The 22,194-nt window shown below is 62.4% G+C and carries 18 protein-coding genes and 1 tRNA gene; 8 read left to right on the top strand and 11 right to left on the bottom strand.

Features of this window, described 5'->3' with window-relative positions:
* Positions 1-147: 147 nt before the first annotated feature.
* The 7 genes from ACTNAU_RS01055 to asnA all read right to left on the bottom strand — a co-directional run bounded on the left by ACTNAU_RS01055 (position 148) and on the right by asnA (position 6,302).
* Entirely contained in the window at positions 148-618 is a 471-nt protein-coding gene (locus tag ACTNAU_RS01055; protein ID WP_441097275.1) for a hypothetical protein, read from the bottom strand.
* Positions 619-648: 30 nt separating this feature from the next.
* On the bottom strand, positions 649-1,410 hold the full coding sequence (locus ACTNAU_RS01050) for a hypothetical protein (RefSeq protein ID WP_441097274.1): 762 nt from the start codon (positions 1,408-1,410) through the stop codon (positions 649-651).
* The gene (locus ACTNAU_RS01045; protein WP_441097273.1) at positions 1,410-2,279 is read right to left on the bottom strand and encodes an ABC transporter ATP-binding protein; all 870 of its coding nucleotides are present in this window, start codon (positions 2,277-2,279) and stop codon (positions 1,410-1,412) included. The genes ACTNAU_RS01050 and ACTNAU_RS01045 overlap by 1 nt, the downstream gene beginning before the upstream one ends.
* Before the next feature lie 23 nt (positions 2,280-2,302).
* Positions 2,303-2,677, bottom strand: a complete 375-nt coding sequence (locus ACTNAU_RS01040; protein ID WP_021658427.1) for a GntR family transcriptional regulator — start codon at positions 2,675-2,677, stop codon at positions 2,303-2,305.
* Positions 2,678-2,837: 160 nt separating this feature from the next.
* Positions 2,838-3,473 carry a flavin reductase gene (locus ACTNAU_RS01035; RefSeq protein ID WP_216401113.1) on the bottom strand — a complete coding sequence of 212 codons (636 nt, stop codon included), beginning with the start codon at positions 3,471-3,473 and terminating at the stop codon, positions 2,838-2,840.
* Between the two features lie 214 nt (positions 3,474-3,687).
* On the bottom strand, positions 3,688-5,292 hold the full coding sequence (locus ACTNAU_RS01030) for a peptide ABC transporter substrate-binding protein (protein WP_441097272.1): 1,605 nt from the start codon (positions 5,290-5,292) through the stop codon (positions 3,688-3,690).
* Positions 5,289-6,302 (bottom strand): aspartate--ammonia ligase, encoded by a 1,014-nt coding sequence (gene asnA, locus ACTNAU_RS01025; protein WP_441097271.1) that lies wholly within the window; start codon positions 6,300-6,302, stop codon positions 5,289-5,291. Before asnA ends, ACTNAU_RS01030 begins: the two co-directional genes overlap by 4 nt.
* Positions 6,303-6,644: 342 nt before the next feature.
* On the opposite strand from asnA, the gene murD reads away from it, so the two are divergent.
* The 7 genes from murD (at position 6,645) to ACTNAU_RS00990 (ending at position 13,808) form a co-directional block, all read left to right on the top strand.
* The gene (murD, locus tag ACTNAU_RS01020) at positions 6,645-8,033 is read left to right on the top strand and encodes a UDP-N-acetylmuramoyl-L-alanine--D-glutamate ligase (RefSeq protein WP_441097270.1); all 1,389 of its coding nucleotides are present in this window, start codon (positions 6,645-6,647) and stop codon (positions 8,031-8,033) included.
* 22 nt (positions 8,034-8,055) lie between these two features.
* Positions 8,056-9,090: a M42 family metallopeptidase gene (locus ACTNAU_RS01015; RefSeq protein WP_441097269.1), complete on the top strand. Its 1,035-nt coding sequence runs from the start codon at positions 8,056-8,058 to the stop codon at positions 9,088-9,090.
* Positions 9,084-10,094 carry a M42 family metallopeptidase gene (locus ACTNAU_RS01010; RefSeq protein ID WP_256136002.1) on the top strand — a complete coding sequence of 337 codons (1,011 nt, stop codon included), beginning with the start codon at positions 9,084-9,086 and terminating at the stop codon, positions 10,092-10,094. Before ACTNAU_RS01015 ends, ACTNAU_RS01010 begins: the two co-directional genes overlap by 7 nt.
* On the top strand, positions 10,081-10,788 hold the full coding sequence (locus ACTNAU_RS01005; RefSeq protein WP_441097268.1) for a GNAT family N-acetyltransferase: 708 nt from the start codon (positions 10,081-10,083) through the stop codon (positions 10,786-10,788). The genes ACTNAU_RS01010 and ACTNAU_RS01005 overlap by 14 nt, the downstream gene beginning before the upstream one ends.
* On the top strand, positions 10,785-12,050 hold the full coding sequence (locus tag ACTNAU_RS01000; RefSeq protein ID WP_441097267.1) for an aminotransferase class I/II-fold pyridoxal phosphate-dependent enzyme: 1,266 nt from the start codon (positions 10,785-10,787) through the stop codon (positions 12,048-12,050). Before ACTNAU_RS01005 ends, ACTNAU_RS01000 begins: the two co-directional genes overlap by 4 nt.
* Before the next feature lie 119 nt (positions 12,051-12,169).
* Positions 12,170-12,256: transfer RNA gene (locus tag ACTNAU_RS00995), tRNA-Leu, on the top strand.
* Between the two features lie 82 nt (positions 12,257-12,338).
* Positions 12,339-13,808: a M48 family metalloprotease gene (locus tag ACTNAU_RS00990; RefSeq protein WP_441097266.1), complete on the top strand. Its 1,470-nt coding sequence runs from the start codon at positions 12,339-12,341 to the stop codon at positions 13,806-13,808.
* 213 nt (positions 13,809-14,021) lie between these two features.
* Here ACTNAU_RS00990 and ACTNAU_RS00985 read toward each other — a convergent pair whose 3' ends face one another.
* Both ACTNAU_RS00985 and ACTNAU_RS00980 read right to left on the bottom strand, forming a co-directional pair.
* Entirely contained in the window at positions 14,022-17,501 is a 3,480-nt protein-coding gene (locus ACTNAU_RS00985) for a tetratricopeptide repeat protein (protein WP_441097265.1), read from the bottom strand.
* 154 nt (positions 17,502-17,655) lie between these two features.
* Positions 17,656-18,495, bottom strand: coding sequence for a LicD family protein (locus ACTNAU_RS00980; protein WP_441097264.1), 840 nt, complete (start codon positions 18,493-18,495; stop codon positions 17,656-17,658).
* A gap of 338 nt (positions 18,496-18,833) precedes the next feature.
* On the opposite strand from ACTNAU_RS00980, the gene ACTNAU_RS00975 reads away from it, so the two are divergent.
* Complete coding sequence (locus tag ACTNAU_RS00975) at positions 18,834-19,967, top strand: hypothetical protein (protein WP_441097263.1); 1,134 nt, start codon at positions 18,834-18,836, stop codon at positions 19,965-19,967.
* 77 nt (positions 19,968-20,044) lie between these two features.
* On the opposite strand, the gene gluQRS is transcribed toward ACTNAU_RS00975, so the two are convergent.
* Both gluQRS and ACTNAU_RS00965 read right to left on the bottom strand, forming a co-directional pair.
* Positions 20,045-21,010: a tRNA glutamyl-Q(34) synthetase GluQRS gene (gene gluQRS / locus ACTNAU_RS00970; RefSeq protein WP_441097262.1), complete on the bottom strand. Its 966-nt coding sequence runs from the start codon at positions 21,008-21,010 to the stop codon at positions 20,045-20,047.
* An 88-nt stretch (positions 21,011-21,098) separates the two neighbouring features.
* Positions 21,099-22,055 (bottom strand): L-lactate dehydrogenase, encoded by a 957-nt coding sequence (locus ACTNAU_RS00965; RefSeq protein WP_353653964.1) that lies wholly within the window; start codon positions 22,053-22,055, stop codon positions 21,099-21,101.
* Positions 22,056-22,194: the final 139 nt, after the last annotated feature.

Here is a 22,194-nt window from a genome sequence, read left to right as displayed (position 1 = left end):
AAGTCACCTGCAGAGGGGGCGGCAGCCGGACTGCCAAGGGGGGCGCCCTTGCTGGCAGCACTTTAACGGCAATGGGCGCCCAAAGGAAGGACAGAAAAAAGCCGCCCCTTTTTAGAGACGGCCTTTTGAAAAGTCGGGGAGGGGGATTCACCCCTCGATCTCCCGGCGGTGTTGCAGGTGGATGCCGATGTGCCCCACCCCCAAGACCAGGGCGGCCAGCACCATCCAGATCACCCGGCCGTAGATGCCCAGGGTGAGGAAGGCCAGCACCGGCAGGGTCGCCCCGGCCACCGGGACGCCCAGCAGCGGGCGGTAGAAGTCCCGCAGGGTGCGCCCGCTGCGAAAGTAGCGCACCCACCAGCACTCGTAGGCCATCATCAGGGCGAGGGAGAGGACCAGCCAGAGGCTGCGGGGGGAGAGGGGGCGCAGGTTGAAGTCGGAAAAGACCAGGGCGCAGCAGGTGACGCCGACCTCCCCTATCCGCTCCAGGGCAGCCAGCAGCCGGCTCTCCTCGGCGGAGGTGTAGCCGGTGGGCTGGCGTTTGACCCAGTACAAGTTGGGGACAAAGAGCATTGCCAGCCAGAGCAGGCCGATGTAGGAAAAGCCCAGGTGTCCCATGACGATCCCCCCTTTCTGCCGCCCAGGCGGCTATTTCTTGAGGACGGCCCGCCGGGTCAACAGCCAGCCGCAGAGGGTGAGGAGCAGCGCCACCGCCATGGCGGTGCCCATGGGGGGCCAGGCGCTGTGGGAGGTGATCCCCAGAATGGCAGCAAAGAAGCGGGTCAGGCCGCCAGTAAAGGACTGGGGCAGGGTCGGCCACAGAAGGGTGATGAGGACCACCAGCAGCCAGGGGATGATCCAGAGGGTCATCCGCAGGAGTTTGTTCATCCGGTAGAAGAGGGTGCTGATGAAAAAGCCGACCAGGTAGATGGAGAAGCCCAGCACCGCCAGGAAGAGGAAACTCATCAACAGGGTGAGGGCCTCTTTGCCCGCGCTCTGGGCAACGATGGCGACGCCATCCGGGCCAAACACCAGCCGCTCCCGCTCAAAGCAGAGGGTGTACAGGGTGGGCATGGGGTAGAAGAGGCTGATGAGGCGGTTGATGACGATCATCACCGCCGCCGAACCGATGGACGGCAGCAGCCCGCTGAGGGCGGTGCCCAGGAAGAAATCCCGGCGGGAGATGTTGTTGGCCATGGCGAAGAAGAAGTTGTAGCGAAAGCCCACCACCCCGCAGACAAAGAGGAAGATGAGGATGGCCAGGTCGCTGCCGACAGTGTTCCCCCCGGGGATCAGGTAGGAGAGCAGGGCGTTGAGGAGGACGAAGGCGGTATAGATGGAGAAAAAGATGGCCGTGGGCCGCAGGGAGTCGGACAGATTGTACCGCATGACGGTGAGGGTGTGTTTCATTACAGTGTACCTCCTTTGCCCTGGGTCAGGTGGATGAAGAGATCTTGCAGTTTGGGCCGCATCAGGGTCAGGTTCAGCCGGTCGGCCTGTTCCCGGTCGGCCGGGCCGGCCACCGTGGCCGAGAGGTAGGGGCCCATCCGCTCGGTGTGGACGACTTCTCGCCCGGAGAGGTAGCCCAGCACCTCGCCCTCGGCGCCGGAGACGCAGTGGTAGCGCTCCAGCAGTCCGTCCACGCTCTCGCTTGCCAGCACCCGGCAGTCCTCCAGAATGATCACCGACTCCAGCAGGTCGGAGATCTCCTCGATGATGTGGGTGGAGAGGACCACCGTGCAGCCCTTCTCCCCGTAGAGGGAGAGCACCTCTTTGTAAAACAGGCTGCGGTGTCCCGCGTCCAGCCCCAGCACCGGCTCGTCGAAGATGAGCACCTCGGCGCCGGAGGAGAGGGTGACGATCAGCTTGACGATGGAGGCGTAGCCGGTGGAGAGGGACTTGATCCGCTTTTTGGGGTCGAGGCCGAAGGCGGCGGTGAGCCGGTCGGCCCGGGCCCGGTCGAAGTGGGGGTAGAAGTCGGCCGTCCAGCGGTAGAGCTCGGCCACCCGCATGTTCTCGGGGTAGAGGACGGCCTCGCTCATGCAGTAGATTTTGCGCAGGGGGTCCCCGGGTCCGCCCACGGGGACCCCGTCCACCGCGATCTCCCCCCGGTCGGGGAAGATGCGCCGGGTGATCAGGTTGAGCAGGGTGGATTTGCCCACCCCGTTGCGCCCCAGCAGGCCGTAGATGCGGCCCTCCTCAAAGGTCAGATCGATGTCTCTGAGCACCTCGGTCTTGCCGTAGCTCTTGCAGAGGCTGCGAATTGCAATGGTTGCCATAATCAGACTCTCTCCTCTCTCTTTCAGCCGCGGTCGGCTTTGGCGCGCTGCAACAGGGCGATGACGTCGTCCACGCTGATTTGCAGCTTTTCGGCCTCCTTGAGCAGGGCGCTCACATAGGTGCCGTAAAAGTCCTCTCTCCTCTTGGCCAGGAGGATCTCCCTGGCCCCCTCTTTGACAAACATTCCCACGCCTCTTCTCTTGTACAAAATTCCCTGTTCCACAAGGAGGTTATACCCCTTGGCCACGGTGGCGGGATTGACCTTGTAGCCCACCGAGATCTCGGTGGTGGAGGGGATCTGTCCCTCTTCCGGCAACACCCCCAGGACGATGTCGTCCTCGATGGAGCGGGTGATCTGCTGATAGATGGGCAGGTCGCTGCCAAAGTCCAGGTGCACGGCGATCCCTCCCTCTCGTTATTTGGTTCATTACTTGTATAACTAACTATATAACTTTGCGCTCCCTTTGTCAACCGTTTTCTTCCTGAAATTTTGGTCGGGGGGTGGCAGACAAAAAAATCCCCCGCCCGGAAGGGCGGGGGAGAGGGGGCGAAAGGGGTCACAGCTTGACGAACTTGTCGGCCCCCTGGTGGCAGATGGGGCAGACAAAGTCGGGGGGAAGGGTCTCCGACTCGAGGATGTAGCCGCATACGGTGCAGCGCCAGCCCTTGACGGCGGGCTGGGCGGCTGCCTCTCCCTTGTAGGAGGGGGCGTTTTTGGGGGTGCCGCCCTTTTTGACGGTCTGGTAATAGGTATAGGTGAGCACCTCGTCCTGGCTCAGGGTCTCGGCCTCCTCCGCCTCGCCGATGAAGAGGATGTGGGTGCCCAGGTCCAGCTGGTCGATGACCTTGCAGCTGACAAAGGCGGCGGCGCTCTCGGTCACGTAGGGGATGCCCGCCCTGTCCCGGGCGTGGGGGGTGGCGGCAAACTTGTCCTCGTCGGCGCTGGAGCGAAAGCCAAAGCGCCCGATGAGGTCCATGCTGGCCTCCTGCAACAGCGAGGTGGCGGCAAACCGCCCTGACTTGGCGATGATCTGGGTGGTGAAGTTGTCCTTGCTCACCGCCACCGCCACCTTGACGGGCTCGGCCGTCACCTGGGTGAGGGTGTTGACGACGCAGCCGGCCGCCTTTCCCTCAAACTCGCTGGAGAGGATGTAGAGCCCATAGGTGAGTTTGTAAAATGCTTTTAAGTCCATACCTGCGCCTCCGTATTTTTAATAATAGGAATCATTCCTGTTTCTGGTATTAACTATACTATGTTTATCCAAGAAATGCAAGGGGTTTTGCAAAAAAGAGGGGAGAGACAGACATCCCCCCATTCCAGGATAGGCCGCCGGGGGGCAATTTATGAGGGGAGCGGACCGATCGGCGCAAAAAAACCGCCCAGCAGGTGCGGGCGGTCTTGGAAAATCAGCCCTTGCGGGCCTCTTTGAATTTGACGTAGCCGAAGAAGGGGTTGTACTCGATGTGTTCGGCCTTTTCCCCCTGCACAAAGAACTGCGCCTGGTAGTAGAGGGGGATGATGCAGCCGGTGTGGAGGACGAACTCCTCCAGCTGCTTGCAGAGGGCCTCCTTCTCGGCGGTGGAGGTGGCGTTGTTGATCTGCTCCAGCAGATTGTCCACCGCTGGGTCGGAGAGGCGGGGCAGGTTCCACTCGCTGCCGGTGGCAAAGTCGCCCAGGTAGGCCTCGACGCTGTTCTGGGTGGAGGTCACCGGCATCAGGGCGATGTCGAAGTTGCCGGCGTCCACCAGGGCCTCCACCTCCGACAGGGGCTGGGCTGCGGCCTGGACGGGGAAGAAGTTCAAATCCCGCTGCCAGAGCTGCATCAGCTCGCTGAGATAGCCCTCGCTCCCCTCGGGGCAGAGGACGGTGAGGGACTCGGGGCGGTCTTTCCCCAGGGCCGCCAGCCCCTGGGAGAAGAGCTGCTTGGCCGTCGCCGCGTTGGGGGCCTCGATGACGGTGGCCCCGGCGTACTCCCGGAAGGACTGGCCCATCATGGTGACACTGGGGGGCACCAGGCCGCCGGCGATCTTCAGGTAGTCGGGCAGCAGGTCCTTGATGGCGCTGGTGTCGGTGGCCAGCATCAGCCCGCGGCGGACGGACTGGTTTTGCAGCATCCCCCGCTGGGTGTTGAGCACCAGACACCAGGTGGTGTTGTCGTAGGTGAGGGCCCGCTCGGCCAGCTTGCCGCCCGGGTGTTCCCGGTACAGGAAGCAGTCGCTCTTGCCGCTCTCAAAGCGGGCCTTGCGCTCGCTGTAGCCCCCCTCCACCGAGAGCAGCACGCTCCCCGCCACCACCGGCGAGTCGGACTTGTAGGTGCTGTTGGCCTTTAGGAAGAGGTAGTTGGCGTCCTCGTTGTCGATCCAGGTGTCCAGCAGGAAGGGCCCGTTGGAGAGCAGATCTTTGCTGCTGAGGCCGTAGCCGCCCTTGGTCCCCTCGAAAAAGGCCTGGTTGCAGGGGAAGGCCGCCGGGGTGGTGAGCAGGTCGGTGAAAAAGGGGTCGCTGTGCCAGAGGTCGATGACCAGGGTGCGCTCGTCCACCGCCTTGACCCCCAGCCCCTCCAGCGGACCGGTGCCCTCGTAGTAGGCGCGGCTGCCGGAGATGGAGAAAAAATCCCCCGCGTAGGGCGAGCGGGTGGCCTTGTCGAAGAGGCGCTGGAAGGCAAAGGCGAAGTCGTAGGCGGTCACCGGGGTGCCGTCGGACCAGGTGGCGTCGGCGCGCAGGGTGAACCGGTAGCGCTTTTCGCTGTTTTCGGTGGTGTAGGACTCGGCCACCCCGGGCACGATCTCCCCGCTGGAGGTCTTGACCAACAGCCCCTCGAAGATGTTCCCCACCACCGTGAGGGAGGCGCTGTCGCTGGCCAGCTGGGGGTCGAGATTTTCGGGGTTTTGCTCCAGGTCGTAGACGATCTTTTTCCCCCCGCCCCGGTTGCCGCAGGCTGTCAGCGACAGACAGAGGGCGGCGGCCAGCAGGATGGCCGTCCACCGCTGCAGCCCCTTTTTGAGCGCCCTCACAGCAGGTGGATGCCGTGGCGCGCGCAGGCGGTCACGTCCTCCTCAGGCCAGACGCTGGCCTGCACCTCGCCGATGTGGGCCTTTTGCAGAAGCAGCATGCAGATGCGGGACTGGCCGATCCCCCCGCCGATGGTCAGGGGCAGGGTCTCGTCGATGAGCATCCGGTGGAAGGGGAACTTCACCCGGTCGGTGGCCTTTCGCTCGGCCAGCTGGTAGAGGAGGGCCTCCCTGTCCACCCGAATGCCCATGGAGGAGATCTCCAGCGCCCGCTCCAACAGCGGGTACCAGACCAGGATGTCCCCGTTGAGGGACCAGTCGTCGTAGTCGGGGGCGCGGCCGTCGTGGGGCTCGCCCCCCCGCAGCTTGCCGCCGATCTGCTGCAAAAAGACCAGCTTCTTCTCCCGGCAGATCAGGTCCTCCCGCTCCTTGGGGGTGCGATCGGGCCAGCGGTCCTCCAGCTCCTGGGTGGTGACAAAGGCGATTTCACTGGCGATCACCGGCTCCACCTGGGGAAAGGCCTCGCAGAGTTTTTGCTGGGTGGTGTAGAGGGCGTCCACGATTTGGTTGACCGTCTCCCGGAGGGTGTACTCGTTGCGGGTCTGGCGGGTGATGACCTTCTCCCAGTCCCACTGGTCGACGTAGACCGAGTGCAGGTTGTCCAGCACCTCGTCCCGGCGGATGGCGTTCATGTCGGTGTAGAGGCCGGCGTCCGGCCCAAAGCCGTATTTTTTGAGGGCCACCCGCTTCCACTTGGCCAGGGAGTGGACGATCTCCACGTCCGACCCGGTGTCGCGGATGTCAAAGGAGACGGGGCGCTCCACCCCGTTCAGGTTGTCGTTGAGGCCGCTGTCCTGGGTGACGAAGAGGGGGGCCGAGACCCGGGTCAGGTTGAGATTTTGCGCCAGCTCCCGCTCGAAAGTGTCTTTGATCAGCTTGATGGCCACCTGGGTCTCCATCACCGAGAGGGGGGCGCGGTACCCCTCGGGAAAGATGAGGGCTTGTACAGACATGGGCATTCTCCTTTTTATAGGGACAGAGGGCGGCTATCCGGCAAACAAGTTGCACAGGAACAGCCCTTGATATTTGTGACATTTATGGATGAAATCATCATACCATCCCCACCCGTCGATTTCAACCGCAACCGGCTCTCTTTTGCCCTTTTTCGGGGGATTTGGTTGCCTTTGGCAGGGGGAAAACGTATAATGAAAATATCTGTGGGCAGCGCGCCGCGGGTCTGGCCCCGCCGGCTGCCGAAAATCGCGCGCAAAGGGGCCGGGAGCCGGGGCGGATCGCCCGCCCCGGCGATTGCCGTGCGCCCGGACGGGCCAGAATAATGCAGGGGGGATTTGCCGATGAAGAGCAAAGCAGCGCTTTTTTTTGAAGAGATGAAGGGGAAGACCGTCTCCTTCGTGGGGGCCGGGGTCAGCCATTTTGACTGCATCCGCCTGTTTCGCGAGAAGGGGATCCGGGTGCTGGTGCGCGACCGCGCCGACCGCGAAAAGATGGGGGAGACCGCCGACCGGCTCGAGGCCATGGGGGTCTCCCTGATTTTGGGGGAGGACTATCTGAAAGACATCCGCGAGGACGTTCTCTTTCGCACCCCCGGCATGAAGTTTTACACCCCCGAACTCACCGAGGCCCGGGCCCGCGGGGTGGCGGTCACCTCTGAGATGGAGGTGTTCTTCGCCCTCTGCCCCTGCACGATCATCGGGGTCACCGGCAGCGACGGCAAGACCACCAGCACCACCATCCTCTCGGAGTTTTTGAAGGCCGAGGGGAAGACCGTCCACCTGGGGGGGAACATCGGCCGGGCCCTGCTGCCCATCGTCGAGGAGATCGCCCCCGAGGACTTCGCGGTGGTGGAGCTCTCCAGCTTCCAGCTGATCTCCATGCGCCAGAGCCCGGACATCGCCCTCATTACCAATGTGGCTCCCAACCACCTGGATATGCACAAGGACATGGCCGAGTACGTGGACGCCAAGCGCAACCTCTACCTCCACCAGGGGGCCTTCTCCAAGACGGTGCTCAATTTTCACAACGACATCACCCGCTCCTTCGCCGAGGGGGTGCGGGGGGACCTCTACTGGTTTGACCGCTTTGCCCCGGTGGCGCGGGGGGCCTTTTTAAACGAAGAGGGCGTGCTCTGCATGGCCGACGGGGCGGGGGTGCACCCCCTCTTCCACAAGTCGGAGATCCGCATCCCCGGGGAGCACAACGTGGAAAACTACCTGGGGGCCATCGCCGCCGCCTGGGGCCTTGTCTCCCCCGAGGCGATGCGGAAGGTGGCCGCGGCCTTCGGCGGGGTGGAGCACCGCATCGAATTTGTGCGGGAGCTGGACGGGGTCCGCTACTACAACGACTCTATCGCCAGCAGCCCCACCCGCTCCATCGCCGGGCTGCGCTCCTTTGATCGGCGGATCATCATGATCGCCGGGGGGTACGACAAGAAGATCCCCTACGAGCCCCTGGGGCCGGTGGTGGCCGAGCGGGTCAAGGTGCTGGTGCTGATGGGCGCCACCGCCGAAAAAATCGAGGCGGCGGTCACCGGCTGCTCCGCATACGACCCCCAAAAACTGCAGATCCTGCACGCCGCCGACATGGCGGAGGCGGTGGCCAAGGCGCGGGCAGCCGCCCAGCCGGGGGACATCGTCAGCCTCAGCCCGGCCTCGGCCAGCTTTGACCTCTACAAGAATTTCGAGGTGCGGGGCAACCACTACAAGGACATCGTCAACGCCCTCTAGGGCACCGGAAGGGAGAGAGAAGATGGACACGTTTGAACTGCTAAAGGCCCTCTGCGACGCCGACGGCCCCGCCGGGGACGAGGTGCGGGCGGCCGACTGGGCGGCGGGCTGGCTGGCCGACTGCTGCGGCCCGGTGGAGCGCAGCCCCCTGGGCAGCGTATGCTGCACTGTCGTGCCCCCGCAGGAGGGCAGGCCCCACCTGCTGCTGGACGCCCATCTCGACGAGGTGGGCTTCATCGTCACCCACATCGACGAGGACGGCTTTGTCAAGATCGCGCCGGTGGGGGGGATCGACCACCGGCTCCTCCTCTCGGCGCGGCTGAGCATCCTGGGACGGGAGGAGGTGCCGGCGGTGGTCAGCTGCCTGGCGCCCCACCTCTCCGCGATGGAGGGGTTCAAAAAGGCCCCCCCTGTGGACAAGCTCTACCTGGACACCGGCTTTGGGAAGGAGGAGCTGGAGCGGCTGGTCGCCCCCGGCGACCGGGTCTGCTACCGGGCCCCCCTGCGGCGGCTGCTGGGCGGCCGGGTCACCGGCAAGGCGCTGGACGACCGGGCTGGTTGCGCCGCCGTCTGCCTGGCGGCCAAGGCCATCAAGGAGGCGGGCTTTGCCGGCTGCGGGGTCACCGCCCTCCTCTCCACCCGGGAGGAGGTGGGCGGCCAGGGGGCGGCCACGGCGGCCTTCCTCGCCGCCCCCACCCACTGCGTGGCAGTGGATGTCTCCTTCGCCCTCTCCCCCGGCTGTGACGCCGCCGACTGCGGCGAGCTGGGGGCGGGGCCGATGATCGGCTATGCCCCCACCCTGGACAGGGGGATGTACCGGGCCCTCTGCCGCACGGCGGAGGGGGAGGGCATCCCCTTCCAGCGGGAGATCATGGCCGGGCGCACCGGCACCAATGCCGACGGGGTGTCGGTTGCCGGGGGCGGGGTGCGCTGCGTCACCCTCTCCATCCCCCAGCGGTACATGCACACCCCGGCCGAGGTCTGCGACCTGGCGGACATTGAGAACACCGCCGCCCTGCTGGCGGCCTATGTGAAAGGGGGCGAGTGGTCGTGCTGAACACCCTCAAACAGCTCTGCGCCCTGGACGGCGCGTCCGGCAGTGAAGAGCAGGTGCGCTATTTCGTCACCGACCGCTTGAGCGAGATGGGGCTTTCCTACCAGGTGGACGCCCTGGGCAGTGTGATCGTCGAGAAGAAGGGGGCCCGTACCCCCGCGCAAAAGCGGATGGTCTGCGCCCACATGGACGAGGTGGCGCTGATCGTCACCGACGTCGACGAGGAGGGCTATCTCCGCTTTGACTGCGTCGGCGGGATCGACGAGAAGGTGCTGCCCGGCAAGGCGGTGCGGGTGAACGGCCTCGCCGGGGTCATCGGCGCGGTGCCCATCCACCTGCAAAAGGCGGAGGAGCGGGAGGGGGAGATCCCCCTGCGCCAGCTGCGCATCGACATCGGCGCCGCCAGCCGCGAGGAGGCGGCCCAGCGGGTGCAGCTGGGGGACATCGCCTATTTCGACACCCCCTTTACCCCCCTGGGCGAGGGGCGGATCGCCGCCAAGGCCATTGACGACCGGGCGGGGGTCGCCATCCTGCTGGCGCTGCTCAAACAGCCCCTGCAAAACGACTGCACCTTTGTCTTTACCACCCAGGAGGAGGTGGGCTGTCGGGGCGCCCAGGCGGCGGCCTACACCGTGGCCCCCGACCTGGCCCTGGTGCTGGAGGCCACTACTGCGGCCGACAACCTGGGCCTGCCCGAGGGGCAGCGGGTCTGCGCCCTGGGCGGGGGCGCGGTGGTGGGCCCCATGGACCGGGGGACCATCTACGACCGGGAACTCCTGCAGCTGGCCCGCCGGATCGCAGAGGAGCGCGCGATCCCGATCCAGCAAAAGCAGGGGGTGTTCGGCGGCAACGACGCCGGGCAGATCCACCGCAGCCGGGGCGGGGTCAAGACCCTGGCCCTCTCGGTCCCCTGCCGCAACCTGCACACCGCCAGCTGCGTGGCCAGCGCCGCCGACATCCACGCCGTCTACGAACTGGCCAAGGGGCTCATCGATGCCGTCGATTGACCCCCTAACCCCCGGCGGCACCCTCCCCCTAAAGGGGCGGGAGGGCGCGTTGACCGCCGTCAAGCTGGCCGCCCTCTACCGGGTGTGGGAACCGGCCCTGGGGGCGCGATTTTACCGTTTTTCGGGCGGGGGGGCCCTCTGCACCCTGGGGGAACAGGCGACGGTCTGTCTGGCGGACGCCGGGCAGTGGCCCCAGGCAGAGGAGTTCCTCCGCTTTTGCGGGGTGCGCCGCTATCTGGTCAACCTGCCTGTCGGGGGGGAGGAGCGGCGGGTGCTCGCCTGCCGCTGCCCGGCGGAGGGGCGCCCCGCCGCCGAGGGCCCGCCGCTGGCCGAGGTATCGGCCCTGCTGGCCCGATGGGACGCGGCCTTTGGCGGCCCCGCTTTCTACGGCGAACTGTCCCACCGGCTGCGCCACGGGGCCGCCCTGCTGGCGGGGGTGCGGGTGGACGGGGCGCTGCGGGCCACCGCCGGGGTCTATGCCCTGGACCCCGTCTCCCACCAAGGGGTGATCGAGCAGGTCTACACCCAGCCGCAGTACCGGGGCCGGGGCTTGGCCGCCCGGGCGCTGGCCGATCTGCGGACCGCCCTGCCCTGCTGCCGGCTGCTCCTCTGCTGCGCGCCGGAGCGGATGTCGTTTTATCAATCCCAGGGCTTCACGCCCTGTCAAAGTACATGGGAGGGAATCATACAGTGACAGCATTTTTCCATTTTTCCGAGCGGGTCGAGGCCCTTGCAGAGGCCGCCGAAAGGCGGTGCCGGGGGGCCTTTGACCGCATTGAGGAGATACAGGCCTACAACCAGCAGAAGATCCTCCACGCCTTTCAGGAGCAGCGCATCGGCGGCTCCCACCTGACCGACACCACCGGCTACGGCTACGACGACCGGGGCCGGGACGCCCTGGACCAGGTCTTTGCCACCGCCGTGGGGGCGGAGGACGCCCTCTTTCGCGCCGGCTTTGCCTCGGGCACCCACGCCATCACCGTCGCCCTCTTCGGGGTGCTGCGCCCCGGCGACGTGATGCTCTCGGTCTCCGGCAAGCCCTACGACACCTTGGAAGAGGTCATCGGCCTGCGGGGGGAGGGTAACGGCTCCCTGAAGGACTTTGGGGTGGAGTACCGCCAGCTGGAACTGCGGGAGGACGGCCGCTTTGACCTGCCCGCCATCGCTGCGGCCTGCAAAGGGGTCAAGCTCTGCTACATACAGCGCTCCCGCGGGTACAGCCTGCGCCCCTCCTTCACGGTGGAGGAGATCGCGGAGGTCTGCCGCGCCGCCAAGGAGGCCAACCCCGACTGCATCGTCATGGTGGACAACTGCTACGGCGAGTTCTCCCAGAAGGTCGAACCGGTGCAGGTGGGGGCTGACATCATGATGGGCTCCCTCATCAAAAACGCCGGCGGGGGGATCGCCCAGTCGGGCGGCTACATCGCCGGCCGCCACGACTTGGTGGAGCTCTGCGCCTATCGTCTCACCTCCCCGGGGACGGGGCGGGAGTTAGGCTGCTCCCTGGGGCAAAACCGCGCCCTCTACATGGGGCTGTTTCACGCCCCCACTGTCACCGGCGAGGCCATGAAGGTCTCCTGCTTTGCAAACGCCCTCTTCGAGGAGCTGGGCTACCAGGTCTACCCGGCGGTGGACGACACCCGGGCCGACATCATCTCGGCCATCTGCCTGCAGGACAAAGAGCGGCTCTGCGCCTTCTGCCGGGGCATTCAGGCCGGAGCACCGGTGGACTCCTTTGTCACCCCTGAACCCTGCCCCATGCCCGGGTACGAGGACGAGGTGATCATGGCGGCGGGGGCCTTCACCATGGGCTCCTCCATCGAGCTGTCGGCTGACGCCCCCATCCGCGAGCCCTTTGCCGTCTGGTTCCAGGGCGGGCTCAACTACGCCACCGGGAAGATCGGCATCCTCAAGGCAGCGGAAGAGGTGCTGAAAGTCAATGGGCAAACCGCCTAAGGTTGCGGCCGATGTGGAAAGGGCTTTGGGCAGAATCTGAAAACGCACAAATTTCCTAAAAAAATTACAAAAACCCCTTGCCAAAGCCGGACGAGCGCGCTATAATAACAAACGTACTCGCGGATGTGGCGGAATTGGCAGACGCGCTAGATTCAGGTTCTAGTGGTAGCAATACTGTATGGGTTCAAGTCCCTTCATCCGCACCAATAGATTCTAAAACAGATGTTTTAGAATCTATTTTTTTTATATTTTAGTTTATTTCATTGCCAAAAATATAGAGGTGTTTGTGTGAACGGTTTGGTGTTGTTACTCGGTTTGTTTTTATTAGAAGCTGCACTATACCTTTTATGGTATTTTAAAATATTAAAATACGAACAAATTAATATGAAAACAACTCGAAAAATTATTCTCTTTTTAAAGTCAAAATTATTTTGGACTTTAAAAGTAATTTTTAGACATGAGACACCAATTGCCAAAAGTGAGAGAGAAAGAGAAATCTTAAAAAGGCAGGAGCTAATTGTTTCCGATTTAAAGTATACAGTACTGATGTTGGCAATGGCAGTAATAATGGTGCCTTTTATTGTGATGGCGGTGTATATGTATTCAAATGGGAATATTTATTCCTTTATTTTGAGCTTGTTTAGCTTAATAGCAGTTCATTATAACTTGTTAAAAGAACACACACCAACATTTACAAGAAAATATAAGCAGTTAATATCTATTATTGACTGTATTGATGCAAAATATCTTTTTGACTGCAGAGAAACACCCCCCAAAATAGCAGTTAATAAAAAGAAGATTGTAAATTGTATTTTAGCTGGTGCTTTTTTTGCCTTATTTTCCGGGATCCTTTTACTTGCACTAAATAGCGATTTATTCAAACGATTTGACTCAATCATTTTTGTGGTTTTTTTACTTCTTTCTTTGGCTAGATTTTTATTTCGTTCTTACAAAGAAAAGAGCGCATATTATAAAAAGAAAAAAGAAATTAGAATTGAGGATAATGATTTAAATTTTCTAATTGGTGAAAAGGTTAAAGAAATGTGTGCCAAGCTAAACATTTCGGATTTGCAGATAAAAGTTGAAGAGGGGAATGTTGTAAATGCGGGTGCACAGTGTTTTAGAAATAAGACACCAATAGTTTTTATTACCAATGCTCTATGGGCACGGCTATTTAGTTATGCACAAAAAACGTTTCAATATGAAAAAATGACAGATATGTTTGTTTTTACAATAGGCCATGAGTTAGTGCATATTGCATATAGAGATAATATCCGCATTAATTATAGAGTAAGGGTATTTTGTGCGGTGAGTCTTCTCATATATGGATTGCTTATTGGTTTAATGATGGCATTTGCATCAGTTTCATATGCAGCAATTCCTATCTTACTATTATTTGTGCTCAACTCATTAATAGTTAGAATTGTTGGAGATGGCAGGTATTGGGGAATGGCTAGTGAATTGAGAGCGGATCGCATTGGAAAACAAATAAGTGATATTTCTACAGACACATTAGCAGATTATTGGGAGATAATGGGCTTTTTGGAGCATGATCAAAGGGAGACACAGAGAGTAGACACAACCAATGTGGCTTATAAGCACTATAAAAGAAATATTGAAATAGAAACGCACCCTTCTATCTTGAAGAGAAAAGAATGTCTTGAGAAATTTAAGACGTGGTCCCTGCGAGATTATATTGATTTGTATTTTACTATTTGTAAGTGGAAAATAAAACGCAAAGGATGGAATGGAAGGTAATTGTACTTGCTGTTTTTCATTATCGTTATGAATAGCAAAAAAAGAGGCTTTCAATGGTTTTGGTAGAGGTTTTAGCAGTAAGATGGTGCGTTAGAAGTGCTTTCCTGTTAAAATTCCCAATGCTGTCTGATTTTACAATAGTTGAAATCTAAAAGGGGAATGCCATTATATAGGCACTCCCCTTTTACAATGTAAATACAGAATTCCGGAAAACTAGTTTTTCCCTTTGCGCCGGAAGAGCCCACCCAATTTTTTGGCCAGGGAGCCGCCGCCGGCTCCCTTTTTCAGCTCTTCAGCCGCCTGGCTGCTGCCGTTGTCGGCGGCTTTTTGCAGCCAGTGCTGGGCCTGCTGCTGGCTGTCCGGTTGAGACGACTCGTCCCGGTACCACAGCCCCAGCCAGAGCATGGCCTCCTCGTCGCCGTCCTCCGCTGCCCGGGTGTAGAGTTGGGCGGCCTTCTGCCGGTCCACCGGCACCCCGATGCCCTGGGTGTAGCAGCGGGCCAGGTCGGTCACCGCGGGGGAGAAGCCCATCTCCATCGAGCGGGTGTAGCAGGCCACCGCCTGCGCGGGGTCGCGCTCGACCCCCAGCCCGTCGCGGTAGCAGTCCCCCAGCAGGTCGATGGCGCGGGAACTGCCGTTGTCGGCGGCCTTTTGCAGCCAGGGAATGGCCTGGGCCGGGTCCCTGGCCACCCCGATGCCCCGCAGGTAGCAGTACCCCAGGTTGCACTGGGCGGCCACGCTCCCCAGGTCGGCGGCTTGGCGGTAGTACTCCGCCGCTTTGGCCTTGTCCATCCGCACGCCCCGCCCGTTTTCATAGCAGAGCCCCAGGTCGCAGACAGCGGTGGCATACCCCTGGTCGGCGGCCTGGCGGTAGAGCTCCACCGCCTTGGCTTTGTCCACGGCGACGCCGTCCCCGTTGAGGTAGCAGTCCCCCAGCAGGTCGAGGGCGCGGGGATAGCCGCGACCGGCCGCCCGCTCCAGCCAGAGGACGGCCTCAGCGGCGTTCGCCTCGCAGCCGATGCCCCGCAGGTAGCAAAAACCCGCGTTGGTCTGGGCGGCCAGGTTGCCCAGTTTCCCGCTCTGCAGGTAGAGCTGCAGGGCCCGGGCCTTGTCCATCTCCACCCCGGTTCCGTTTTCGTAGCAGAGGCCCAGGTCGCACAGGGCCACCGAGTAGTTTCGCTCTGCCGCCTGGCGGTAGTAGTCGGCGCCCCTCTGTTCGTCCTTTTCCACCCCGTCGCCGTAGAGGTAGCAGTCCCCCAACAAATCGAGGGCGCGGGGGTGGCCCTGCTCGGCCGCCCGCTCCAGCCAGGGAATGGCCTTGGCGGCGTCCGTTTCGCAGCCGATGCCCCGCAGGTAGCAGTATCCCAGGTTGCACTGGGCGGCGGCGTTGCCGAGTTCGGCCGAGCGGGTGTAGTACTCCACCGCCTTGGCCTCGTCCTTCTCCACCCCGTCGCCCATCTCGTAGCACAGCCCCAGATCGCAGAGGGCGGGGGCGTAGTTCATCTCCGCGGCCTGGGCGTAGCGGCTTGCCGCCTCGGCGGCGTCCTGTGCCACCCCTCTGCCATCGCGGTAGCAGCCGGCCAGCAGGGCGATGGCCCGGGGATAGCCGTCCTGGGCCGCCTTCTCCAGCCACTCGACGGCCTTTTGGTTGTCCACCTCGCAGCCGATGCCCTCCAGATAGCAGTAGCCCAGGTTGCACTGGGCGGGCACATAGCCCCGCTCGGCGGCCTGCAGGTAGTAGGAGACCGCCTGGGCCTTGTCCATCTCCACCCCGTCGCCGTTTTCATAGCACAGCCCCAGGTCGCACAGGGCAGTCAGGTAGCCCAGATCGGCGGCTTTGCGGTAGCAAGCCACCCCCTGCGCGGGATCCTTTTCCACCCCGTCGCCGTAGAGGTAGCAGTCCCCCAGCAGGTCGAGGGCGCGGGGGTAGTCCTGCTCGGCGGCCTTTTGCAGCCAGGGAATGGCCTTGGCGGCGTCCGCCTCACAGCCGATGCCCCGCAGGTAGCAGTATCCCAGGTTGCACTGGGACGGGGCGTGGCCCAGCTCGCCCGCCCTGGTGTAGAGCTCGACGGCCCGGGGCTGGTCCTGTTCCACCCCTTCGCCCATCTCGTAGCAGAGCCCCAGGTCGCAGAGGGAGGGGGGATAGTCCAGCGCACTGGCCTTTTCAAAGTAGCCGGCGGCCCGCGCAAGGTCCTGCTCGACGCCGTTCCCGTCCCGGTAACAGCTCCCCAGCAGGCCCAGGGCCCGGGGGTGCTCCTGCTCGGCGGCCTTTTCCAGCCAGGGGATGGCGGCCTGGGGGTCTGCCTCGCAGCCCACCCCCACCAGGTAGCAGAAAGCCAGGTTGCACTGGCCGGGGGCGTACCCCTGCTCGGCCGACTTCAAGTACTCGGCCACAGCAGCTTCGGCGTCCTTCTCCATCCCCAGGCCCAGCTCCAGGCAGAGCCCCAGGTTGTAGTTGGCGGGGGGATGCCCCTGCTGGGCGGCCTTGCGGTAGCACTCCGCCGCCTGGACCTCGTCCTCCTCCATCCCGATGCCGTGGAAGTGGCAGTCCCCCAGGATGTTCAGCGCCCGGGGAAAGCCCTGGTCGGCGGCCTTTTGCAGCCACTGCACCGCGGCGGCCTCGTCCTTTTCCACCCCGATCTCGTTGAGGTAGCAGACGGCCAGATTGCACTGGGCGGGGGCGTAGTCCTGGTCGGCGGCCCGCCGGTAGAGCTGGGCGGCGTGGACCTTGTCCATCTCCACCCCGGTGCCGAACTCGTAGCAGAGCCCCAGGTCGCAGACGGCGGGGGCGTACTCCTGCTCCGCCGCCATCTGGTAGAGGCGCACGGCCTGCTCCTCGTCCTTCTCCACCTGCCCGCCGGCCTCGTAAAAGCCGCCCAGGATGCTCTGGGCGCGGGGGTTTTCCTGGGCCACGGCCCGCTCCAGCCACTCCATCCCCAGGGCCTCGTCCTTTTCCACCCCGATGCCGTTGAAGTAGCAGACAGCCAGGTTGCACTGGGCGGGGGCGTAGTCCTGGTCGGCAGCCAGTTGGTAGAGGCGCACGGCCTGTCCCTCATCCTTTTCCACGTGGGCGCCGTTTTCAAAAAAGCTGCCCAGGATGGTCTGGGCCCGGGGGTGGTTTTGGGAGACCGACTTTTCCAGCCACTCCATCCCCAGGGCGTCGTCCTTCTCCACCCCGATGCCGTTGAAGTAGCAGACGGCCAGGTTGCACTGGGCGGGGGCGTAGTCCTGGTCGGCGGCCTGGCGGTACCACTCGGCCGCGGCCTTGGGGTCGCGCTCGGTGCCGTCGGCGTTTTCGTAGCAGAGCCCCAGCTCGCACTGGGCCGAGCAGCTGTCCTGCTCGGCGGCCTGGGTGAGGAGTTCCAGCCCCTTTTTCTCGTCCTTCTCCACGCCGCGACCTTCGAAATAGCAGCGGGCCAGGGCCTCGATGGCCCGCAGGTCCCCCACCTCGGCGGCCTGGCTAAACCAGTAGACCGCCTTTTCAAAGTCGGTCTCCACCCCGTCGCCGCTGGCGTAGTGCTCGCCCAGGTCGTATTGGACCGAGGTGTCGCCCAGCTCCGCCTGCTCGAGCAGGGACTGAAAGTCCTCTTTGGACTGTTTTAATTCCTTCGCTGCCCGCAACAGGTTCTGGGTGTCCACCAAGACGATGTTCTGGTCTTCAAACAGGTTGTCCCCGTTCTGTGTTGCCTCCATCTCTACCCATCCTCCTCTTTTTGTGCATTCGACAAACTTCTATTAAAGAATGGTACCAGCCGGGGCTGGTAAAGTCAATGCAATTGCCGCGATAAAGGGGGAATAAACAAAAAAGCAGGGCCTGCCCATCCAGAGCAAGCCCTGCTTGATTTTGCTATTTGGCCCAGAATTCCCGATAGGGCTTATGAAAGTCGAGTACGACGTCTGCCCGCTCACAGTGGTTTGCCCGCTCGGTGAGAGGGGGAGGGCTCATATAGTCCCCGTAAACTGTCTTGAGATACTCGTCATACCCGATGGGTGCGAGAAAGGGGACCCCTTCAAAAGGCAGTTCCACTGTGTCTCGAAAAATTTCTCCGGAAAGAACGGTGGGCGGTTGCCCATCGCTGTAATCGGCAAGGTATGCCCTCGCTTTTCCCTGGCGCGCAATCAGTTCTGAGAGGATTTTTTGCGAGCAGCGGAGGTTTAGCTGGTCGGGGAGGAGGGCGTGAGCCATCTTCTTGCACTTTCCCACCAGACTGGGCTCCCTTTTGAGGGTGTGTACGTGAAGGTATTTCTCGCTGAGAAGCTGATAGCGCTTCATCAGCTGATTGTAGGCAGGCCACTGCGCCTGGTTGTCGGGCAGGGCAAACAGGGGGAAGATATCGATGCAGATGCCGTTGTCTGCAGGCAGATCGAGAAAGTCCCGCTCGTTACAGGTTGTCCCCTTTAACCCGATGCGATGCCAGAAGATGTAGTTGTACTTGTTCTGGCTGCGGCTGAGGTAGTAAAACTCCTCTCCCAGATCCCGCCGGCAAGCTTCTTCAAAGCGGAGCATGTCCTCGATGCTCATGCAGACGTCCACGTCGTCGTCCCAGGGGATAAACCCCTGGTGGCGCACAGCCCCCAACAGCGAGCCCCAGGCTAGGTAGTAGGTGATGTCGTTCTTTTTGCAGATGCGGTCCAATTCTTTTAAAATTTGCAGCTGGGTCAGCTGCAACTCGCGAAATGTTTCCATACAATCCCCCGATGGCTTAAGTAAACCAATCCATTCTGCTGTAAAATGGACCGGTGCGGCGATTTTCCGCGGCCTGATTTCCCGTATTTCCCCCGAAAGAAAAGGTTTAGGTTTTCATTCAGAGAACAGATCGATTTACCCCAGTATAACAAGGATCTGCAGACGGAGCAAGACGGATGACTAAATTCGTCGAATAGGGGGTGCCTTTCCAGCTGACTCACTACCCTCGCAGTGTGCACAGGGCAGAAAAGCGGCGGCCCCCTTCCTCTTTTTCCACCTTTGCAGTATAATGAAAATACCTATAAAAAGGCGATCTCGCCAAAAAGAGGGGGACCACCGTGAAGAAAAATCGCTGGGTCGGCGCACTGCTGACCCTCTGTCTGCTGCTGGGCACCTTGCTGACCGGCTGCGGCAGGGACAAGGAGTACCAGTACAACTTTGACAACGGCTGTATCAAGGCCCAGTACGACGAGAGCTACTGGGAATATCTGGACGCCGGCAAAAGTGGGGACTACTACGGACTGCTATTTTACGAAAAGGGGCTGGACAAGGAGGACATCTACGAGGAGGGCAATCTCGTCGTTGTCCGCTACAGCGACCGCCGCTCTGTCGACGAGGAGGACTATATCGATGAAATCAAGGCGGACGAGAGGGGCGACGGCTATACCGTCAGCCGGGAGAGCCACCGCAGCGGCAGCGTGAACGGCGCCTCCACCAGCACCTACAAGTACCGCCTGAACGGCAGCGTCGAGCGCACCATCATCTTTCACAGCGATGAGGCGGGCAGTCTCATCATCGACGTCTGGATGGGCGCCCCCGACCGGGCGGTGGGGGACGAGGACCTGGTCAACAGCATCCGCAAATACGGCCCCCTGTCGGACTACGAGTGGAGCTTTGGGGGGCAGACCGCCCCCGGCGGGAACTCCTCTTCTGGGAGCAGCAGCCAGTCCTCCGGATCGGGAAGCAGCGTCCAGAAACCGGCGGACGGATTTACCTATCTCTCGCAAATCACCCTGCAGGCCGACGGCAAGTCTCTGGGCGTCTACTGCCTCAAGGACGAGGACATCTACCTCAACGGCGACTACGCCGCCACCTCCGCGGACGGCATCGAACTCACCACCTATCTCTTCACCAGCAGCGGCGCGGGGGCCGACACCCCCAAAGAACAGGTGGATTCGGATGTGAAGGGGACCCTGGCAGTCAAGGGCTCGCTTGACTTTTACAGCGATGTCGCCGCCGAGGAGCTGCTCACCGGCGATGGCTGGGCCCTGCAGCAGGTCAACTTCAACTACGTCGGGTTTGACGGGGAGAAGTACCCGGGCTTTGTCATCCACAAGGTGGACCAGGTGGGGACAGACACCTTTTTGAGCATCGAGGTGGAAATCAACAGCTACGATGCAGAGGCCACCACCCGCCCCGCCTTTGAGGAGGTCTGCAAGGCCTTTGGCATCCACTTTGACTTTGGCGACTAGGCGGGCCGATGTGTAAAATCGGTTGCAGAGAAAAAGAGAGAGGCCATTTGGCCTCTCTCTTTTTGTTGCGTCGGTCTCTACCCCAGCAGCTCCCACAGCGCCGCGGGCAGCGGCAGGTCCCCCTTGGGGATCTTGTCCCAGGAAAAGAGGGGGACGAGATCCTGAGCGCGCACCGGCTCCGGCCGTTCCAGCAGTCCGTAGAGCCAGCCCAGCAGCCCCAGCAGCGGTTCGGGGCCCGGCAGCCGGCGGCGGATGGCCCCCAGGTCCAGGTCCCCGTCCCGCTTGGAGAGGCGCCGCCCGTCCGGCGCGGTGAGGAGGGGGATGTGGGCAAAGGTGGGGGCGGGCAGCCCCAACAGCCGGTAGAGGTAGAGCTGCCGCGGGGTGGAGGAGAGCAGGTCCGCCCCCCGCACCACCTGGGTCACCCCCATGGCCGCGTCGTCCACCACCACCGCCAGCTGGTAGGCAAACACCCCGTCGGAGCGGCGGATCAAAAAGTCGCCGCACTCCCGCTGCAGGTTTTCCGAGTAGGGGCCCAGGTGCCGGTCGACAAAGGAGACCGTCTCGTCCGGCACCCGCAGACGCAGGGCAGGGGGGCGATGCTGTCGCCGCTGGGCGACCTCCTGGGCGGTCAAATTCCGGCAGGTGCCGGGGTAGAGCACCCGCCCGTCTGAGAGGTGGGGCGCCTGGGCCGCGTGGAGCTGGGCGCGGCTGCAAAAGCAGGGGTAGACGAGCCCCTGTTCCTCCAAATTGGCCAGGGCGGATTGGTATAAAGCGGTGCGCTCGCTCTGGTAATAGGGCCCATCCGGCCCGCCGGAGGAGCCGCCCTCATCCCAGAAAAGGCCCAGCCAGCGCAGGTCGTCCTCCAGCAAGTCGGCGTATGACCGGGGGCTGCGCATGGCGTCCAGATCCTCGATGCGCAGCACCACCCGGCCCCCCTCGGCCCTGGCCGACAGCCAGGCCAGCAGGGCGCACAGCAGGTTGCCCAGGTGCATCCGCCCGCTGGGGGTAGGGGCAAACCGCCCCTTGACCGCCCCTCTCTCCATCTGTCATCCCCCTTTTGCGCTGCGCGTCTCTGGGGGTATTGTACCACCGCTCAGGGCCGCTGAAAAGGGGGGACTTGCCGCAGGGCGCTCAGAGCCCCACCTGGCCGAGGGTGGCTTTGAGGTGGGCGGCGCACTGCTGCAACTGGTCTCGCTCCCCTGGCTGCAGGGGGACCTCGATGACCTGCTCCACCCCGTTTTTGCCCAGGATGCTGGGCAGGCTCAGAGCCACCCCCGAGAGGCCGCAGGCCCCGTTTTGCACGGTGGAGAGGGGGAGGATGCAGCGCTCGTCCAGCAGGATCCCCTTGACCACCCGGGCCACGCTGGCGGCGATCCCGGCGCTGGTGTAGCCCTTGCGGGTGATGATTTCAAACCCGGCCGCCTTGGTCTTTTCCAGCAGCTCTTCCCGGTTCAAGGGGGCGGGGAGGTCAAAGGCGGCGTGCAGCTTGTCCACCGGCACCCCGGCCACGTCCACCAGCCCCCAGGGCACAAAGGCCCCGCCGCCGTGTTCGCCCAGCACATAGCCGTGCACGTTCTTGCCGTCCACATGGCAGCTGGCGGCGATCATCTGCCGCAGGCGGGCGGTGTCCAGCAGGGTGCCGGTGCCGATCACCCGCTCCCGCGGGTAGTCGAACTCGGCCTGGGCGCAGTAGGTGACGATGTCCACCGGGTTGGTGACGGCGATGAGGATGGCCTCGCGGGTGTAGCGGGTGATCTGGGCCATCACCTCTCGGGTGATCTGGGTGTTCTGCCCGGCCAATTTCAGCCGGTCGGGGGTCTCGCCGGGCTTGATGCTGGGCCCGGCGGTCATCACCACGATGCCCGCATCGGCGCAGTCAGCGTAGTCGCCCGCGCGGACTTGGGCCCTGGCGGAATAGGCAAAGGCGGTGGTGTGGCTGGCGTCCAGGGCCTCGCCTGCAGCGCGGTCCCGATTTTGGTCGATGAGGACGATTTCCGAGAGCAGGTTGTCGCCCAGCAGGGCGCCCAGCACGGCGGCCCCCACCATCCCGGCCCCGACGATGACGGCCTTGTTTGGATTTTTCTCCACTTCGTTTTCCTCCTGTTTTTTTGATAGATCCCTGTCAGGGCCGGGAGGCGCGGCCTCCCGCGGCCTGCGCACCCGGGGGATTTTGTGACATCCTACAATCCGGCGCGCCATATTTGTGACAGGATATGAATAGTTATTT

The organism is Bittarella sp. HCP28S3_D9 (assembly GCF_052065655.1).
Lineage (GTDB): Bacteria > Bacillota > Clostridia > Oscillospirales > Ruminococcaceae > Bittarella > Bittarella massiliensis.
Note: the sequence above shows the minus strand (reverse complement) of the source record. Positions and strands in the feature narration are given on the sequence as shown.

Coding starts and splice junctions, on each gene's coding strand:
- ACTNAU_RS01055 (WP_441097275.1), bottom strand. CDS start 618: ATGGGACACCTGGGCTTTTCCTACATCGGCCTGCTCTGGCTGGCAATG.
- ACTNAU_RS01050 (WP_441097274.1), bottom strand. CDS start 1,410: ATGAAACACACCCTCACCGTCATGCGGTACAATCTGTCCGACTCCCTG.
- ACTNAU_RS01045 (WP_441097273.1), bottom strand. CDS start 2,279: ATGGCAACCATTGCAATTCGCAGCCTCTGCAAGAGCTACGGCAAGACC.
- ACTNAU_RS01035 (WP_216401113.1), bottom strand. CDS start 3,473: ATGGACTTAAAAGCATTTTACAAACTCACCTATGGGCTCTACATCCTC.
- asnA (WP_441097271.1), bottom strand. CDS start 6,302: ATGTCTGTACAAGCCCTCATCTTTCCCGAGGGGTACCGCGCCCCCCTC.
- murD (WP_441097270.1), top strand. CDS start 6,645: ATGAAGAGCAAAGCAGCGCTTTTTTTTGAAGAGATGAAGGGGAAGACC.
- ACTNAU_RS01015 (WP_441097269.1), top strand. CDS start 8,056: ATGGACACGTTTGAACTGCTAAAGGCCCTCTGCGACGCCGACGGCCCC.
- ACTNAU_RS01005 (WP_441097268.1), top strand. CDS start 10,081: ATGCCGTCGATTGACCCCCTAACCCCCGGCGGCACCCTCCCCCTAAAG.
- ACTNAU_RS00985 (WP_441097265.1), bottom strand. CDS start 17,501: ATGGAGGCAACACAGAACGGGGACAACCTGTTTGAAGACCAGAACATC.
- ACTNAU_RS00980 (WP_441097264.1), bottom strand. CDS start 18,495: ATGGAAACATTTCGCGAGTTGCAGCTGACCCAGCTGCAAATTTTAAAA.
- gluQRS (WP_441097262.1), bottom strand. CDS start 21,010: ATGGAGAGAGGGGCGGTCAAGGGGCGGTTTGCCCCTACCCCCAGCGGG.